At 66.4% G+C, this 16,846-nt stretch carries 19 protein-coding genes; 14 read left to right on the forward strand and 5 right to left on the reverse strand.

What is annotated here, in order from left to right; translation table 11 throughout:
* The first annotated feature begins 3 nt into the window (after nucleotides 1–3).
* The 11 genes from ACKTTN_RS06480 to ACKTTN_RS06530 all read left to right on the forward strand — a co-directional run bounded on the left by ACKTTN_RS06480 (nucleotide 4) and on the right by ACKTTN_RS06530 (nucleotide 10,004).
* Complete coding sequence (locus ACKTTN_RS06480; RefSeq protein WP_407909059.1) at nucleotides 4–768, forward strand: restriction endonuclease; 765 nt, start codon at nucleotides 4–6, stop codon at nucleotides 766–768.
* Entirely contained in the window at nucleotides 698–1,375 is a 678-nt protein-coding gene (locus ACKTTN_RS06485) for a hypothetical protein (RefSeq protein WP_407909060.1), read from the forward strand. Before ACKTTN_RS06480 ends, ACKTTN_RS06485 begins: the two co-directional genes overlap by 71 nt.
* A 228-nt stretch (nucleotides 1,376–1,603) precedes the next feature.
* The gene (locus tag ACKTTN_RS06490) at nucleotides 1,604–2,896 is read left to right on the forward strand and encodes an ankyrin repeat domain-containing protein (RefSeq protein ID WP_407909061.1); all 1,293 of its coding nucleotides are present in this window, start codon (nucleotides 1,604–1,606) and stop codon (nucleotides 2,894–2,896) included.
* A 167-nt stretch (nucleotides 2,897–3,063) separates the two neighbouring features.
* Complete coding sequence (locus tag ACKTTN_RS06495) at nucleotides 3,064–3,771, forward strand: hypothetical protein (protein ID WP_407909062.1); 708 nt, start codon at nucleotides 3,064–3,066, stop codon at nucleotides 3,769–3,771.
* Nucleotides 3,772–3,941: 170 nt separating this feature from the next.
* The gene (locus ACKTTN_RS06500) at nucleotides 3,942–4,160 is read left to right on the forward strand and encodes a DUF1059 domain-containing protein (protein WP_407909063.1); all 219 of its coding nucleotides are present in this window, start codon (nucleotides 3,942–3,944) and stop codon (nucleotides 4,158–4,160) included.
* Nucleotides 4,161–4,444: 284 nt separating this feature from the next.
* Nucleotides 4,445–5,128: a type 1 glutamine amidotransferase domain-containing protein gene (locus ACKTTN_RS06505; protein ID WP_407909064.1), complete on the forward strand. Its 684-nt coding sequence runs from the start codon at nucleotides 4,445–4,447 to the stop codon at nucleotides 5,126–5,128.
* 229 nt (nucleotides 5,129–5,357) lie between these two features.
* Nucleotides 5,358–6,242 carry an ABC transporter ATP-binding protein gene (locus ACKTTN_RS06510; protein ID WP_407909065.1) on the forward strand — a complete coding sequence of 295 codons (885 nt, stop codon included), beginning with the start codon at nucleotides 5,358–5,360 and terminating at the stop codon, nucleotides 6,240–6,242.
* Nucleotides 6,239–7,771, forward strand: a complete 1,533-nt coding sequence (locus tag ACKTTN_RS06515; protein WP_407909066.1) for an ABC transporter permease — start codon at nucleotides 6,239–6,241, stop codon at nucleotides 7,769–7,771. The genes ACKTTN_RS06510 and ACKTTN_RS06515 overlap by 4 nt, the downstream gene beginning before the upstream one ends.
* A gap of 266 nt (nucleotides 7,772–8,037) precedes the next feature.
* Entirely contained in the window at nucleotides 8,038–8,523 is a 486-nt protein-coding gene (locus ACKTTN_RS06520; protein WP_407909067.1) for a hypothetical protein, read from the forward strand.
* Between the two features lie 380 nt (nucleotides 8,524–8,903).
* On the forward strand, nucleotides 8,904–9,173 hold the full coding sequence (locus tag ACKTTN_RS06525) for a hypothetical protein (protein ID WP_407909068.1): 270 nt from the start codon (nucleotides 8,904–8,906) through the stop codon (nucleotides 9,171–9,173).
* 144 nt (nucleotides 9,174–9,317) lie between these two features.
* Nucleotides 9,318–10,004 carry a hypothetical protein gene (locus ACKTTN_RS06530; protein ID WP_407910025.1) on the forward strand — a complete coding sequence of 229 codons (687 nt, stop codon included), beginning with the start codon at nucleotides 9,318–9,320 and terminating at the stop codon, nucleotides 10,002–10,004.
* A 306-nt stretch (nucleotides 10,005–10,310) separates the two neighbouring features.
* Here ACKTTN_RS06530 and ACKTTN_RS06535 read toward each other — a convergent pair whose 3' ends face one another.
* Nucleotides 10,311–10,943 (reverse strand): hypothetical protein, encoded by a 633-nt coding sequence (locus ACKTTN_RS06535; protein ID WP_407909069.1) that lies wholly within the window; start codon nucleotides 10,941–10,943, stop codon nucleotides 10,311–10,313.
* Between the two features lie 170 nt (nucleotides 10,944–11,113).
* On the opposite strand from ACKTTN_RS06535, the gene ACKTTN_RS06540 reads away from it, so the two are divergent.
* Both ACKTTN_RS06540 and ACKTTN_RS06545 read left to right on the forward strand, forming a co-directional pair.
* Nucleotides 11,114–11,446 carry a hypothetical protein gene (locus tag ACKTTN_RS06540; protein WP_407909070.1) on the forward strand — a complete coding sequence of 111 codons (333 nt, stop codon included), beginning with the start codon at nucleotides 11,114–11,116 and terminating at the stop codon, nucleotides 11,444–11,446.
* A 199-nt stretch (nucleotides 11,447–11,645) separates the two neighbouring features.
* Nucleotides 11,646–12,299, forward strand: coding sequence for a Rossmann-fold NAD(P)-binding domain-containing protein (locus ACKTTN_RS06545; protein WP_407909071.1), 654 nt, complete (start codon nucleotides 11,646–11,648; stop codon nucleotides 12,297–12,299).
* 83 nt (nucleotides 12,300–12,382) lie between these two features.
* Here the strand turns inward: ACKTTN_RS06545 and ACKTTN_RS06550 are convergent, their stop codons facing one another.
* Nucleotides 12,383–13,537, reverse strand: a complete 1,155-nt coding sequence (locus ACKTTN_RS06550; protein WP_407909072.1) for an LGFP repeat-containing protein — start codon at nucleotides 13,535–13,537, stop codon at nucleotides 12,383–12,385.
* A 304-nt stretch (nucleotides 13,538–13,841) separates the two neighbouring features.
* Here ACKTTN_RS06550 and ACKTTN_RS06555 point away from each other — a divergent pair, with 304 nt between their 5' ends.
* On the forward strand, nucleotides 13,842–14,345 hold the full coding sequence (locus ACKTTN_RS06555) for a Rap1a/Tai family immunity protein (protein ID WP_407909073.1): 504 nt from the start codon (nucleotides 13,842–13,844) through the stop codon (nucleotides 14,343–14,345).
* 79 nt (nucleotides 14,346–14,424) lie between these two features.
* On the opposite strand, the gene ACKTTN_RS06560 is transcribed toward ACKTTN_RS06555, so the two are convergent.
* The 3 genes from ACKTTN_RS06560 to ACKTTN_RS06570 form a co-directional block, all read right to left on the reverse strand.
* Nucleotides 14,425–15,033, reverse strand: coding sequence for a TMEM175 family protein (locus tag ACKTTN_RS06560; RefSeq protein WP_407909074.1), 609 nt, complete (start codon nucleotides 15,031–15,033; stop codon nucleotides 14,425–14,427).
* Between the two features lie 75 nt (nucleotides 15,034–15,108).
* Complete coding sequence (locus tag ACKTTN_RS06565) at nucleotides 15,109–15,642, reverse strand: hypothetical protein (RefSeq protein WP_407909075.1); 534 nt, start codon at nucleotides 15,640–15,642, stop codon at nucleotides 15,109–15,111.
* Nucleotides 15,643–15,725: 83 nt separating this feature from the next.
* A complete protein-coding gene (locus tag ACKTTN_RS06570; RefSeq protein WP_407909076.1) occupies nucleotides 15,726–16,745 on the reverse strand; it encodes a hypothetical protein in 1,020 nt (339 codons plus the stop codon).
* Nucleotides 16,746–16,846 lie beyond the last annotated feature (101 nt).

Below are 16,846 nucleotides of genomic sequence, written 5' to 3' on the forward strand. Positions count from 1 at the left end.
GGATTGAAGAGGGTCAGCGCGCGCCGCTCGGATGTGTTGGCGCACGTTAGCTGGCAACAGCTCGAATCACTTCTGGCCGAGCACTATCGCTCGCAGGGCTATCAGGTCGAACACTGCGGAACGGGCCGGAGCGGTTCGCGATTCGATGGCGGCATCGACCTCAAGTTGCGGCGCAGCGGCGAGTACGTGCTCGTGCAGGCCAAGCACTGGAACGCGCGTCAGGTGCCGCACAACGCGGTGCACGAACTGTTGGGCCTGATGGTCAACGAGGGCGCGACCGGCTCCGTGCTCGTGACGAGTGGCGAGTTCACCCGCGCCGCCGTTGAAGCCGCAACACGCCATGGCCATGTACAGCTGATCGATGGCGAAGATCTTCGAACCCAGCTTGGCGGCTGGACGCGCATGGAGGTCGCGCCGCCGCCGTCCTACGACCCGGACGCGCGTTGGAAGCGTGGCGCCATCGATGCGTCGCGCCATGTGGGCGAACGGCTACTGAGTGCTGCGGAGGATGGCCTTCGAACTCGTGCACCCGCCCGTCACGTTCGCAACGCCGCATCGGAATATGGGGTCAGGTTCCATTTCTTCTCACACGGCGAAAGCGGGTCAGTTTCATTTCCCGCGCAGTTGGACCGGCACGCCGCAACGGGTTTGGTGATCCTCGCTAGACTGTCGGCCAACGTTTTGGGGAAACGTCGCCGTGACCGTGATCCGTGCCGCAGGGTTTGCTTTGGCCTTTCTGCTTGCGGGATGCAACCCGTCCAGCCCTGACGCGGCGTCGCGCGAAGATGCGCCGCCGCCCCGCGCAGGTCAGCGGCTCGACCCGATCGAGATGGCTGCACGCATCGCGACGCTCCGCGCGGACGCGGTGATGGGCAATCAGGACGGCGTGCGGCGCGAAGCCGATGCCATGCAGGATGACCTCCGGCGCTCAATGAAGCTTCCGGACGCGGGACGGCCCATCGATCGCGAAGCAGCGCGCGTTGCAGTCAAGCGCGTGCAGGGCGTGCACTCGGTGGTGTGGGTCGACCGTTCGAACCTGCTCGTGCTAGTGGATGGTAACGAGCAGCGCACGATGGGGACGATCGACGCGATCTGTCGCGAATTGGATCCGTTGGGCGACACACTCGCGGTCGTCGTCCATCTGCAAAGTCGAGTGGCACGCACGGGCGATGAGCTCGAAACGGTGTCTCGCAACTGCCAGCTGGCCGAAGGCGATCGCGCGTTGTTGCAGGAGCGCCGTCAGCTGGACGTGCTCTCCCCTGAAATTCGTGCCGAGCACGCCGCGCAGCAGCATGCGAGAGGCAGCAGCGCGGTATCGAAGCGCAAAGCGGACGAAGCCGCACGTCTGATCGAATCGAGCACGCCGGAGATGTAGGCGTAGAGAGGCGGGTTCGACTTCCATCGCTATAAGCGGAGCCAGATATCGGTCAGGTTATTGTTGCGAATGAAAACTGGGTCAGGTCCCATTTCTCCCGTCATGTCTGAATTGTGCTCTCGTGACCTTGAGGACGTCGGCGACCGTCGATAGGCTTCCGCGCGCGGCGCCCGATGAATCCACTGGCGAGAGGACGTTCTGATGACCATGCGAACCCGGACTGCGTGCATGGCTGCCATTCTGGTGGCGGCGTGCTTAGTCCCTCATGTCGCAGCCCGCGCGCCAGCGTCCACCAAGAGTCCAGATGTTGACATCGCTGCGGCGCGAGCGCTGCTGGACTCGTGGCATGGCGAAGATGAGGTGCTCGAAGAGGCACGGAGTCGAATCGACCGGGCGCTCGCTATCGATCCCGACAATGTCTTCGCCCTCAGACAGCGCGTGCGGTACCAGTTCAAATTGGGGTACCTGTCCGCTCGCCCCACGATCTATAACGGTCGCGTCTACAGCGCGCCGCAGTTCGCGCCCGGCACGCTCGACCAGGCCGAAGCAACGATCCTGCGCATGATGGAGCTGAAGCCTGGCTTCGCCGACGCCTACCAGCAGCTCGGCCAGCTTTATTTCAACCGCGGCGACATGGCGCGGGCGCGGGTGTTTTACAAGCGCGCGGAAGCGCTGGGAAGCACTGACGCGTGGCTGCAATTGGACTTCGCCCAGCTCGACGACGTTGAAGGCAACAGCGCAGCGGCGGAGGCGCGCTGGCGGCGCGTGTTGAGCGACGACAGCGCTGACGCACGCACCAAGCAGGCCGCTACGGGATATCTACTCGCCGCTTACAAGGCGGCGGGCGATGACGGGCACGCGGTCGACCTCTATCGCGACATGATCGCCCGCGATCCCAGCAACGCGTGGCTCCGTGGCGAATTCGCCGATTATCTCAGCGAGGGCCTTGGCCGCCACGACGAAGCGATCGGGCAGGCGCGCGCGTCGCTTGGTCTGATGGACTACGGCGTCGGGCATCGGATCCTGAGCATGGCGCTCTTGCGAAAGTGGGCTGCGTTGCGCGCGTCCGGTAAGACGGGCGCCGACACGGACGCTCTTTTTGTTGAAGCGCGAGAGGTGTATCCGGATCTTGAGGCCGCGATGGCCTACGGTGCGTCAGTGCCGGGTGGAGAGACGCTTGCACGGGCGCTGATCAGCCAAGGCGTGTCGGTCGATGCGAAGGGTGAGAGCGGATCGAGTGCGCTGCTGATCGCGACCAATCGCCAGCGTGCGGAGGTAGTGCGTACGCTTCTGGATCTGCACGCCGATCCGAATGTGGCCGACAGCCAGGGTTGGACCCCCCTTCTCAGTGCGGCCGACAACAACAACCGAAAGATCGTCCAGATGCTCCTTGATGCAGGCGCGGACACCGAGGCCAGTTTCATGGGGTTTAATGCAGCTCAACGGGCGGAAGGCAAGGGGTATGACGCGCTAGCGGCCTACATCACCGCGGCCGCTCGGAATCGCGCGGCACGGAAGTAGGGCAGCAACGGCGAAGGTGACGGCTTCAGGTTCATTTACGCCTGTGTGGCGGTAGCGCGAGCCAGCCGATGCGCAGGCCGCACACCGGCGACAGAGAAATGGGGTCAGGTTCCATTTCCGTGCGAATCGCGCTTTGATCTGTTGCTCCGGTCGTCGCAGGCAAGCGCATGAACTCTGACGCTGTCGAGCTAAGGCAGACCCTGGCGGCAGGCGAGCCGGTTGGTCGACTATCGTTCGAGTGGCTCTACGGCCGCGTTAGCGCGTACGTCGACAAGACATCTTCCGAAAGCACATCCCTCACCGAAAGGTGGGCGACTTGGTTGGCCTTCGCGAGCGCCGGCGTTGGCTTGCTAGCCACCATGTTGTCCCCGGTTGTCCTCGCGCCCGCGGTAGCACTGGACATCATGAAGGTCGCATTGGCATGTGAGTGCTTGGGCGCCGCCGTGGCGGCCGTTCGCATGCTGTGGCGACTGGTGCCGCACTGGCGTCGGCTGCGCGCTAATCACGCTGCCGAGATGGATCGGGAGTTCGGCCTCTGGCGCGATCTCGTCTCCGAAATTCGTGGCTTCCCGCGACCGCAGCGCGAGCAGATGCTCAGCTTTGCCAAGCAATTGCGAGAAGGCATGACCTATCGGTTGGGCCTTGCGCTTGGTGGCGTCGAACGCCTCGGCGTGTTCCCGATATTAGTTGCGTTGTACCTTCAGTTCCGAGGCTGGAAGTTCGGCGATTGGGCCGCTGCGTTCGACGTACACCTCGTAGGCGGTTTGCTGATCTGGGCAATTGCCTTGCTGTATGTCATGGGTTGGGCACTCGTCGGACTACGCGTTCGCCTCAGCACGTACATCGACCTGCTTGAAGAGTCGATTGCGGACTGAAGCCGCCTAGCGGAAACCAAGGGGCAGGTTCATTTCCGCGCGTTCCAACCTGACCCCGTTGCTCCGATAAATGAGCCCGTCCAAGGGAATACAACGGTCGTGCTTGCTGTGCGGAAGAACGCAGGCCTAGATTGGGCCCGGCGGGTTGGCCGCCGTGACGGGAGGACGCCATGACACGCAAATACGTCGACTGCCGCGAGATGCCGAGCGACTCCGGATGCACCGTGGCGATTGCCGCCGACTCGGACCGGGAACTGGAAGACGCCGCCGTGCACCACGCGGTGGCTGCACATGGCGAACATGACACGCCCGAGCTGCGCAGCATGATCCGCCGCAGCTTCCACGCAGGTTCGCCGCCCGTCGAGAACCCGAGTAGCGCCCGCGCCTGAGGGGAGTTGGAGAAGGCAAAACGGCCGGCGTCGACCGGCCCCAAAAGTAGACGGCGCGGTTGCGCGTGCTCCGGTCGCGCCCGCACTGCGACGTTCCGGGAGAAGCGGGGGCAGGTCCAACTTCTTCAGGATGAATCTGACCTCGAGTGTTCGCGCGCGGAAGTGTGAGTAGAACGTTCGCGCGCTTGCCAATGCGCACGCCGTGACCCCGGCGCCGACGCCTCACGACCCCTTATCGCCCACCGCCGTAACGTGCGCGGCCCTCCCTCACGTAATCGCCGCACATGAAGATCCTGATGGTGTTGACGTCGCACGACCGCCTGGGCGACACGGGCGAGAAGACGGGGTTCTGGCTGGAGGAATTCGCGGCGCCGTACTACGTGTTCAAGGACGCCGGCTTCGACATCGCGCTGGCGTCGCCCAAGGGCGGCCAGCCGCCGTTGGACCCGCGCAGTGATGCGCCGGACGCGCAGACCGACGCCACCCGTCGTTTCGCCACGGACGACGCGGCGAAGCAGGCATTGGCCCACACCGCCAAGCTGGGCGACCTGCAGGCCAGCGAGTACGACGCGGTGTTCTATCCCGGCGGCCACGGCCCGCTGTGGGATCTCGCCTCCGATCCGCATTCGATCTCGCTCATCCAGTCCACCTACGCGGCGGTGAAACCGCTCGGCCTGGTGTGCCACGCCCCCGGTGTCTTGCGCGACGCAAAGGGCGTGGATGACGCGCCGCTGGTGCAGGGGCGCAAGGTCACCGGCTTCACCAACAGCGAAGAAGAAGCCGTCGGCCTGACCAAGGTGGTGCCGTTCCTGGTCGAGGACATGCTGAAGGCGAACGGCGGCCGCTACGAGAAGGGCGCGGACTTCGCGAGCCACGTCGTGATCGACGGCAATCTGGTTACGGGGCAGAACCCGGCGTCGTCGGCCGACGCCGCCAAAGCGTTGATCGGGCTGCTCGGCAAGGGTTGACGCTCGCGCACCATCCGCAAGCAGGAGAGGGAATAGCAGGAGGGAAATGGACGGGTTCCATTTCCGTGCGCGTCGCGCCCGGGTTGAGCTAGTCCTCGCGTAGGGCTGGCACGTTATCGGTCACCGCCGGGGCGCCAAGACCAAGCGACAGCCCCTGACCATCGGCACGGTACCTTAGGTGTACTACCTCACTACACTACCAACACAATTTGGTTGGGGAGTGCGGGGGATGGGCGTCGAACTGGTGATGGAGTCGGTGGGTTTCGCCTATCCGGGCGGGCACCGCGCGGTGGACGGGGTGGCCATGCGGCTGGGCGCGGGCGTGGTGGGCCTGCTGGGGCCGAACGGGGCCGGCAAGTCGAGCCTGATGCGCGTGCTGGCCACGCTCGCCCGCGCCAGCAGCGGCCGGGTGACGTGGCGCGGCGAGGACATCGCGACGGCGCCCGACGCGCTACGTGCAGAGCTGGGCTACCTGCCGCAGGATTTCGGCGTCTACGACGCGCTGTCGGCGCGGGAATTCCTCGCGTTCCTTGCGGCGGTGAAGGGGCTGCCCACGCGCCGGGTAGGCGAGCGCGTGGCGCAGTGTCTGGACCGGGTCGGGCTGACGGACGTCGCCGATCGCCGCCTGGGCGGGTTCTCGGGTGGCATGCGCCAGCGCGTGGGCATCGCGCAGGCGCTGCTCAACGATCCGCGGCTGCTGATCGTCGACGAGCCCACGGTCGGTCTCGACCCCGACGAGCGCATGCGCTTCCGCCACCTGCTGGCCGAGCTGGCCGCGGACCGGCTGGTCATCCTGTCAACGCACATCGTCTCGGACATCGAGGCCAGCGCCGGCGAGCTGGCCGTGCTGGTCGGCGGGCAGCTGCGCTTCCATGGCACGCCCGAGGCGTTGATGGCCGATGCCCAGGGGCACGTCTGGTCGTGGACGGTGCCGTCCGATCGCCTGGCGGAGATGCGCGCCGCGCACCGCATCAGCCGCGCGCAGCGACGCGCCGACGGCGTGGAGATCCGCGTGGTGGGCGAGCGCATGCCCTCCAACGATGCGATGGCGTGCGCGCCCGATCTCGAAGACGCCTACCTGTGGCGCCTGCACCGCGCGGAGCTGGCGGCATGAGCGCGCTGCGGATCGTCGCCGCGATCTGCATGGCCGACCTGCGGCGGCGCCTGCGCACGCCACGCATGTGGGTGCTGCTGGGCGCGCTCGCGGTGGCAACGTGGTGGAGCTTTCCGCCCGCCGACGCCGGCTACCTCACGGTGTGGTTCGGTGCGGGCGCACGCGCGCATTACTCGAGCGCGTGGATCGGCCTGGTGATCTCGCTGGTCTACGGCGGGCTGCTTTCGCTGGTCGGCTTCTACATGGTGCGCGGCACGCTGGTGCGCGACTTCGACACCGGAACGTGGCAGTTGCTGGTGTCCACGCCGATGAATCGCGCGGGCTACCTCTTCGCCAAGTGGCTGAGCCACATCGCCGTGTTCGCGCTGATGCTGGCGTTCGGCGTGGTGGTCGGCGTGGTGGCGCAGTTCGTACGCGGCGAAGTTCCGCATCTGGATGTCGTCGAACTGTTGAAGCCCGTCGTGGTCATCGCACTGCCGGCGTTCGCCTTCAGCGCGACGTGCGCGGTGTGGTTCGACCTGCTGCCGTGGCTGCGCCGCAGCGCCGGCAACGTCGTGTACTTCTTCGTGTGGATCTTTGTGATGACCGGTAATGTGGCGCGCGGGTCGGGTAGCTGGCCGGGCGATCCGCAGGGCATGGTCGCGGTGGAACAGTCGCTCGCGCGTGGCGCGGGCCTGCCCGCCGGCTTCGCGAAGAGCGGCGTGAGCATCGGCGGCGAGTCGCTGCAAGGCAAACCGCTGGTGCTGTTCGACTGGACGCACTGGAACGTGGGCCTGGACGTGCTGGCCGCGCGTGGCTTCTGGCTCGCACTCGCGGTGATCGTGCTGCTGGCCGCGACGCCACTGCTCGACCGCTGCGCGGCACGCCGCGGCAGTGCGCGTTCGCGCTCGACGGACGGCCGCAGCCTGCGCTGGCTCGACCGTCTGATGATCCCGCTTGGCTGGAGCCGCTTCGGCGCGCTGGTGAGCGCGGAAGTGCGGCTCGCGTTGCGGCCGCGTCGACGCCTGTGGTTCGTCGCGATGCTCGGCATCTTCATCGCGCAGATGTTCGCGAAGGACGTCGGGCTGGTGGTGGCGATCCTCGCCGGCTGGCTGCTGTCGATGGACCTGTTCTCCCGCGCCGTGCTGCGCGAGCACGACACCCGCACCGGCGCGCTGGTGTTCACCGCATCCAAGATGCGCGACCGTTTGCTCGCCGCGCGCGTGGTGGTGGGCATCGGCATGGCGTGGCTGGTGACGTCGCCTGCGCTGGTGCGCCTGGCCGTGCAACAGCCGATGGCGGCGCTGGCCGTGGCGGTGGCCGGCGTCTCGATCGCGCTGTGGGGCCTCGCGCTGGGTGCGCTGTTTCGCAACTCGCGCCCGTTCGAACTGGTGCTGGTGGCCTGCGCCTACGTGAGCGTGCAGGGCGCATTGGTGTTCAACGCACTGACGAATCCTGGCGCGATGCTGCTCGGGCACGCGGTCGCGTTGCCGCTGGCAGCTGTCTTGCTGGCGGGCGCGTGGCGGCCGCTCGTGGCGCGGGTGAGGTGATGGACGGTGTCGCGGCAGGCGATGGGAAGGAGACGTCGCGAAGAAATGGGCCGGGTTCCATTCCTCTTCCGCATCGAAACGGGCGCGGAGTCGAGTTTCGTCCGCCGCGGAAATCGGGTCAGGTTCCATCTCCCACAGCCACACCGGTTACATGATTCGCTGTCTCGGCCGATAGCGTCCGGGATCGAGTCTGCGATGCTTCATGCCTACGCTGTGCCCTGATGGTTCGGCAACGCGTCGTCTCCATCACTCACTGGACTGTCCAAATGCTCCGCATTCCTGCGCTGTGTCTGCTGTGTCTCACCGCGTGGCTTCCGATTACTGCGTTCGCGCAATCCGACTCCGAGTCGACGGCGCCGAAGTGGGTGTCGGGCCAGGCCACTGACCCGACAGGCGTGCGCACCTGTTCGGTTTACCCGATCCGCCAGGGCGCGTATCCAATGATCTTCTTCTACGGCCGCGAGAGCGACGGGCAGCTGTCGATCGAGGGCTCGAACAACACGTCGATCGACCTCACGTTGCAGGTGGATGCAAATGCCGAGCTTGATGGCGGCTTTCCGATGATGTCGACGAAGAACACGGCCGCGTTGATCAGGCAGATCCGCGCCGACGGCCATAATCTCCGGCTGTCGCAGTCCGCCATGTTCGAAGGCAAGCTCGAGAGGTTCGACCTGGACCTTCCGCTTGCGGGTGCGGTCGAGCAGTTGGACAAATGTCACGACTGGCTCGCGGGTGGAAAAGCGAAGCGCTAGTCGGATGCAGCCGCGGCGGCGGTAGACGTCAAGCTGTCGGCATAAATCGCATCCCACCTTCGATGCGTCCGCCGAGCGTTGGGTCGGACGCTGTCGCGGATGATCCCGTTCGAGGCATTCGCTGTGTTCTTCCGCGACGACGCGGTTGGTTGGCACGACTCGAATGCGAAGACCAGCGTCGGCCGTGCCACAAGCACTTCGGCGCACCCCATGGATGAGCTCGCTTTATCGACGTCGATCCGTTTCGAGGGCGTATGCCGACGGCCGGTAGCCACATTTCACGAGTCATCTACGTACGCCAACGCCAGCTGTATGCGCGCCCATGACCGCGGCGCGAAGGCCGCTATATTCCGGCTACCCCCAAAGGAAGGAGGATTGGCATGAACCTGTCCAAGCAACATCTGGCGATCGTGCGTGCGTTCGGCGTGGCGATCGTCGCAACCGTCGGCCTTAGTGCCTGCGCCACCTACGACGACGATTTCGCACGGATCAATTCGCGTCTCGATCAGCTCGATTCGAAGGTGCAGGGCGCAGCACAGAGCGCCGAATCCGCCAGTCAGTCGGCGCAGCAGGCCAACCAACGGCTGGATCAGCTGGAAGGCCGCGTCCAGCGGCTCGAGGCTGCGCCGCCACGCAAGCCGCGCGGTTAGTCGCTCTGCACGATTCGCGACGAACGCTCTGAAGCGCGCCTGGTGGCCTTCGCTGGCCACCGGTCGCCTTGGCTACACCCCGTCCTGGTTGGAAGGAGGCGTCCCATCCGTACGTGCACACACCCTGCGATCCGGGGCATCGCGCTGGCACTGTCGTTGGCCTTCGCGAGCGTAGGCGTGGCCGGCGCCGAGGAGGCGGCCGCACAACCGGTCTCCGCCGTCGACCAGCTTCCGCCAGGTCAGGATGTATCCAGCACCGTGACCGAACTCGCGGGCTGGGTGGTCGCAACCAAGGACAGCGAGGGCTACCCGTTCGCGGTCATCGACAAGGCGGCCGCACAGATCCTCGTGTTCGGCGGCGACGGCCATCTTCGCGGCGCGGCACCCGGGCTCTTCGGCTCGGCGATCGGCGACCATTCGGCCCCCGGTGTTGCCGGCCTCGCGCTTCGCGAAATTCCCGGTCGTGATCGCACGACGCCTGCCGGTCGTTTTGTCGGCGGTTTCGGACCATCGATCGACGCCGGCCGCGTGCTCTGGGTGGACTACGATTCCGCGGTCTCCATCCACCCCACGGCGACCAACGTTCCGGCCGAGAAGCGCGCCGAACGCCTTGCATCGCCGACGCCGGACGACAACCGAATCACCCACGGCTGCATCAACGTATCGCCCGAGTTCTACGAGGCGGTCGTCCGCCCAACGTTCGAGCGCGGCGGAGTGTTCTACATCCTGCCGGATGAGGCGACGCTTGCAGACACGTTCCCGGAGTTCGCGCAAAGCCGCGCGAGCACGCAAGCAAACGACGGAAGACGCGCGCGCCACGCGGCCCGCTGAAGGCGTGTTGGCGTGTTGCCTTTCGTATGCGCGAGGTGTCGTAGCGGATGACGTCGCTCATGGACCGGCGTCTTTTGCGCGTGCGCATCCCGATGCCTTGCCTTCCGCGCAGCACCACGGCGTACGACCCGGTTCGAATGCAATAAGGCCGGGCTATCTGGTTGCACCTTGCACCGGCTCGCTTGCCGCGAATGTGGGCAAGAGACAGGTTCCCCTCCTGCTGCGCGGCGCGCCAGAAAAAGGACGGGTTCGGTCGAACCCGTCCTCCCATGAATCGGTGTACGCGTTGCGACGCGCGGCTGGCGCTTATCGACCGGCCTTGACCTTCTTGCACTTCTTCGGCTTGCCGTGCGGGTTGGTGCACGGCTCATGGCCACCCGTGATGGAGTCGACGCGGAAGTGGGCGATGAGCCCGGTCTGCGAGCCGTCCTTCTGCACCCAGCCGTAGGCGACCTGCTGCGCGTTGACGTTGCTGTTGAAGTCGGCGAGGTCGTAGATCGTCGGCAGGCCGGTGCCGTGCAGCACGCCCGTGTTGCCCGCCGCGCTCGCAAAGCTGAGGCCGAACGACCCGTCCACGTACAGCGCGTCGTCGACCATGATCGGCCCGCCCGATACAACCGCCACGTCTTCGACGTTGCCGCCGTAGTTGTCGTACACCTCGACATTGAGGCGGTCGGACACGACCGAGTGGCCGCTCACCGTACCCGCGACGAAAGAGTCGGGCTGATAGGCCGCGTAGCCAGGCAGGCTGATGCCCGGGGCGGTGTCGTCGTCATAGCTGAAGCTGCCCTCGACGTGCGACCCCACGGGCGTGACCGCCGGGTCCAGCGTTTCCGTCACGGTGCCGGTGAAGTGGAACGTGAGCACCTCGGCCTGGGCAGCGCCGGCAAGAATCATGAGCGTCGCCGCGGCGACTGTGCGAATCCGTTTGCTGAGCATGTTGAAGTCCTGAATTGGAATGTGTGCGCACGACGGCGCCGCCAGCGACCGGGGCGCAAGCAATGTCGTGTACAGGCAACGCGCACAGCCCGCTGCGCGCAGCCCATTATAGATTTTCCGGAAAAATGGGATCAGGTTCCGAGTGGGCAGGGCGCGTCGACATTTCCGCGGTGAACATGCGCCCGCGTCGCGCTAACCTTTCCCCCCATGCCGAAAGCAGGGATGAATGCATGACAGTCACCATCGTCGGTCTCGTGACGCCGCATGTTCTGCGCGTTATCGACCTCGCCAATCAGGCCGAGAAGGGCGTCAACGTCGACTGGCATCTGCGTGATGCCGTGAACACGACGCTGCGCGATCTGGACCAGCACTACAACGGGCCCGCGCTCGTGGCGGCGTATGTCGAGGGGCTGGAGAACGCGGCGAGCAACGCGACGAAGAACCGCACGGAATACGCGCGCGCGCTGACGGCCGCGGCCGCCGCTGCGCGCAATCCGAGGTGAGATCGCGGGACGTGCTGGGCGAGTGGGTTGTCGTGATTCGCGTGGATAGGGCGCGCGTCCGGTTTCGATGATGTCCCGGGCGTAGGCCCGCATTGCTCGACGTCTGGCTCGGCCGGCCGGGCCAATGGCGCCGTCGCCCGCTCACTCCAGGCTATCGCTGGCTCCGTATGCTCGTGCGTATCGTCGCGGAGAGATCGCCATGCGCCTGATGATCGTGGGTTCGACCGGACTGGTGGGGCAGGGCGTGCTCGCTGCGTGTCGCGCGGCGTCGGACGTCGAGCGCATCGTGCTGCCGCTGCGGCGGCATGCCGACGCAGCGCACGATCCGCGCGTGGTGCACTGGCATCTCAAGGACTTGCGGTCGGTTGACGGGACGGAGCCCGGCTTCAGCGCGCTCGATGCCTGCGTCTACTGCGTCGGCGTCGTGCCGGGCCTGTCGGAAACGGCGTATCGCGATGTCACGGTGGACCTGACGCTGCGCGTCGCGCGCGCGTTCGCCCGCGCGAATCCCAACGGCACCTTCGTGTATGTCTCGGGCGCCGGCTCAGACGCGCATTCGATGCTGATGCCGCTACGCGTGAAAGGCCAGGCGGAGGACGCGCTGCGCGCGTTGGGTATTCGCACGTTGATGCTGCGACCGGGCGTTGTGCAGCCTGTCGACGGCGTCCACTCGCCGCACCCCGTGCGCGACGCCGCCTATGCATTGGCGGGGCCGCTGCTCTCGGCAGCGGCGCGTGGCGCGCCGTCGGTGGTGACGACGTCGTCGCGCATCGGCCACGCGGTACTGGCCGCGCTCCGCCAACCCGATCCGCCGGCAGTGCTCGAGAACGCCGACATCAACGCGCTGGGCTAGTCGTATCGAACGACCAAGCCAACGCGCTGTAACGCGCCTACCGCAGTCGTGAACGGGTCGGGGTGCGTCGTTTCCACCCCGGGTCAGACCGCGTACTTGCGCTTCAAGCCGAGCTTCACCCGGTTGTAGTCGTCGTCCGACAACGCGGCATCGAAGATCATCACTTCGAAAATGCGGCCCTCGAAATGGTAGTCCGGGCCGCCACCTTCGTTGACCGCGCGACAGCCCAGATAGCTGCGCGGACCGGTGTGCAGCAGCTCGGTGCGCGTGTTGGTGCGGAAATCGGAAAACCCGTGCTCGTCCACGGTGACCAGCTTGCCTGCCGTCGACGAACGCGCGCCGACCACCGTGATCGTGTCCGGCCGGAAGTCCGGAACGTGCATGTCGAGATCGTTGCCGTACTGGCCGAAACGCATGTTGCAGCTGCCCTGCCAGCCCAGGTGCAGGGACGAGTTGCCGGCGCAACCGAAGATCCCGCAGTCGCGGCCTTCCGAGAACAGGAAATGGTTGTCGCCGCGGCCGTTGTCCCGCTGCACCACGGCGAACACGGTGTAGGGCTTGCCGGAAAAGTCGTAGGCGAACGGTAGGCCGGTACGCGCGCCGTTGCCGAAGCGGACGGCGTTGTGCCCATGCGCAGGTGCGAACGTCGGCCAGAAGTTCGACTGCGTGGTCGATGCGTCGCGCCGCACCTCGTAGCCGTTTGGCTGGATGTGACCATGCGGCGCGACGACGTCGCGCCAGATCGAAACGCGGTTGTCCGGGAACACGTGCAGGCCCTGCGCGGCGTCGAACCAGCACTGCAGATCGGGCACGCCGATGCCGGCGACGCAGCCGCGCGCGCGGAATGTGGGCGCGAGCGACGGGTCATCGCCTTGCTCGCCCAGGAACGTGCGCGTGGTATTGGTCGCCGCCTGCCAGAGAATCGCGCCGCCGGTAAAGCGTGCCCAGCGATCATTCGGGTCGGGAAACACCAACGGAATCTCGCCGCCGATGGGGTAGTGCAGCGGCCCCGCTTCCTGGCCGGCTGCGGACCACGTCGCTCCGATGGTTCCCCACACCGCGCCGTGCGCGTTGACGAAGGCGCGGTGCGCCGCGGCGATGCCCCGCTGGTAGGGCTGCACCATGCCGCCTTCGTCCACGCCGACGCGGGGCTCGGCGAGCGGCGCGCCCAGGCCGAAGTGCGCTGCGTCGGCTGCCAGTGCGGCACGAAGCCGCGCGATCGTCTCGGGTGTGAGCATGACGGTTTCCGCATCGGCCGCGAATGGCCGGGTGCGGCGAGCGTAGGCGCGACCTCAACGCATCGCTGTAGGAAAAGTACGAACGCGACGGACGGTCGGGCGCGCCGGGATTGCGACGGGGACGGGCCACGGCGACGGGTCAGCGTTGCCGGCTACGGGCGGAGTTGCCGTATGCCGACTGGGGCAGGTGGCACTGTCCTTCGGTGCTCGCAAGCGGGCGGTACGAAGGGCCGGATCGCATGGCGTCAAGTTCCCTGCGCGGCTGACGTTAACCAACGGGTGCGCGTCGTTGTCGACGTAACGGGTGGACGAGGCGTCGCACCGGGCCGCACCCGGAATGTCCGTCGTGCGCCTTGGCTACCTCCGCGCCGTGTCGAGCCCGGCTCACCGGCTGATCGTTGCACCCGTCCGAAGGAACTTCATGCGCCTGTCTGCCGTCCTCGTCTCCGCCGTCCTCGTCGTCACCGCACTGCCGCCGCTACCGGCGCACGCGGATGGCGCTGCCCTGATGTGGCAATGCCGTTATGCCCTCGACGCCGACTCGGCGAAGGGCAGCGCGGAGGCAATGCAGGCGGGCAATTGCATGGGGTATGTCTCGGCGGTACTCGACACCAGCGCGTTCTACGAATCGAACGGCGCGACGCCGGCACCGCTGAAATGCCTGCCGGACGACGTGATCGTGGGCGATGCCGTCAAGGCGGTGCGCGATTACCTCGAGTCGCACGAAGCCGAACAAAAGAACGCCAGCGAACTGGCGGTGACGATCCGTGCGCTGCAGGCGCGCTATCCCTGCAAGGGCGCGAAGTAATACGGGATCCGCGCGGCCGAGAAGCTCGGCCGTGCCTGTAGGAACCGGCGACGTTGTTCCCGTGTTCCGCCCGCATCGCTCAGGACGCCGGCACCCGTTGGCGCCATGCCATCCATCGCAGCGGAAGCGCCGTCAGGACGCAGAGCACGGCTGCCACGAGAAAGCCGAGCTGGTACATCGTGGCGCCAGTGAACACGGCGACGGCGAAGCACAGTTTGCAGAGCATTCCGACCGCGACCGGCCTCGATACGTCCAGCGTCAGACGCGCCACGAATGCTGCATAGCCCCACAGCACGGCCATCATCGCGTACAGCGCGGCGAACGCCAGCGCGTACACGAGCAACGCGCCTTGCTGCGTCGGATGCGTGAGTGCAAAGCGGACCACGACCGGTACCAGCGCGACGAGACTCAACAGCACCATGTTGATGACCGTGCCGACGCCATCGATGTCGCGCAGGAACGAGACGATGCGCCGATGCACGAGCCACACCAGGCCGATCAGGAAGAAACTGAGGAAATACACCAGCAGGGCCGGCCCCCACGCCTGCCACAGGCTTTCGCCGGCGCGCGGCTCCGCGTGGATTTCGATCGCCGACAAGGTGATCGCGATGGCGAACACGCCATCCGACAACATCACCAGGCGTTCCAGATGCTTCAGTGCGGTCTGCCGTGCGACGTCCAGCGTCATGTCGTCTCCTTGCGTTATGGATAAGCCGGCCGCTTGATCGGCCGCCGCATCATTGTCGAACACTCGCCGGTTCTGCTACGCGTCCGGCGGTCGCCGCGCGTGGCTCACGGTGCCTTCGTGGTAGATCTCGATGCCCCAGACATCGGTGGGGTCGTGGATCCACAGATCACTGTTCCAGCGCATCAGCTGCTCGGCAAGGCGCACTGCGTCGGCGCAGGCGAGAGTGACGTCCGGCAGGTGGGCGACGCCCCATTGCAGGCGAAGCAGGCGGTCGGGCGCGACGCCGAGATCGGCAAGCGCGCCCGCCAGGAGTTCGGCCTGGATGGCTTCGGTGCCACCGTAGCGGGTATTCGATTCGGGCACGCGTGCCCAGTCGATACCCGAGAACGCCCACGGGTAAGCAGGGAAGCGCACCGCATCGTCGGCATCCCACGACCAGTGCAACACATGCGGCACACCGGCGAGATCGCCACCGTGCCAACGTTCGAACTCGGCGACGGTGCGCGCGCGTTCGCGCGCTTCGTCGCGCGAACGTTGTGCGGCGAAGAGCGTTTCGCGTCGCGCCTGCAGCTCGCGGCGGCGTGCGTCACGGTCGTCGGAGTCGGTCATTGCGTCGGAGGAGTTGGCCAGACTTCATTTTCGCGTCGGGATCAGTCCCGCGAACGGACTCATTCCCGTGCCAAGCGGGTGCGTCATTCCTTCTTCCGAAGCATCTCGACGACGGCGCGCCATTGCTCATCCTGCTGTTGCGAAATCTTGCGCATCAACGCCTGGTTTGCGCCGGTCACCCAGCCTTCCATCAGCATGGTGCCGAGGCACCGCTCCTGGAGTTCGGAATCGTTGTAGGGGTCGTTGCCACTCGGGTCGACGCAGGCAACGGCTTTGCCTTCACCGACGTACTTCGCCAGTGCATCGGCGTCGTGCGCTTCATGCGCAAGTCGCGCAAGGCGCAGGGATGCATCCGCGTACATGACAGCAGGCGACTTTTCCGCGAAACCGTTCCATTTGTTGTCGGCGCGCGCGATCGCCCACTGGCGCGTGCGTTCGAGGGCTTCGACGGCTTTGGCGCGCGTCGCGTCCTTGTCCGTCGCGCCGTATTTTTCGAGCATCGCGATGTAGTGTTCGCCCAGCTCCATTTCGAAGTTGGCAGCGTCGACGGCGTTCAGGCGTTCCTGGTTCATGGCCTTGGTGTTGTCGCGGAGCTGCTCCAGCGCGCCGAGGAAACCCTGCGAATGCTTGCGGTACTCCGCGATGGCGGCATCCGCGCGGTCGGAGCTGCCGCCATCGAGTTCGAGCAGCGCGGTCTGGCGTAGCAGGTCGAGCGTCTGCACGCGTGCGAAGGCATTCGTGTTGCCCGGCGCCAATTGGTCCAGGTCCTTGAACGCAGCGTCGAGCTCCCTGCGCGCGCCGGCGACATCGCCTTCGCGCTCGCGCAACGCCCAGGCCAGGATCGCCTGCTGTTGCAGACGCTTGACGACGAGGAACTCCAGGTCGTCCGGCGTGGCATCGCTCGCGGCTTCTGCCGCGCGGTAAGCGGCGATGATCTGCCGGCATTCGGCGACCACCTTGTCCGTTGCCCAGCGGTCGCTGCAGCCCGGCATGTCGCGGGCCTTCTTGTACAAGGTCTCGACCTGCCGTTCGGCCCCGGCGGCCGGCGCAGCCGTCACGGCGATCAGAAGCGCTGCCACCAGCGCGGCGTTGCGTGGAGCCATGTCTGTTCCCCCCTGTCGAAAGTGTGGTGCGTCCCCGGACGGAAGTCTCTGTTCCGGTCCGGGAGGCGTCAACAGACCCACAACGCGCAGGATGAACGGGC

It is taken from the genome of Lysobacter claricitrinus (assembly GCF_045866565.1).
GTDB classification, from domain to species: Bacteria; Pseudomonadota; Gammaproteobacteria; order Xanthomonadales; family Xanthomonadaceae; genus Cognatilysobacter; species Cognatilysobacter claricitrinus.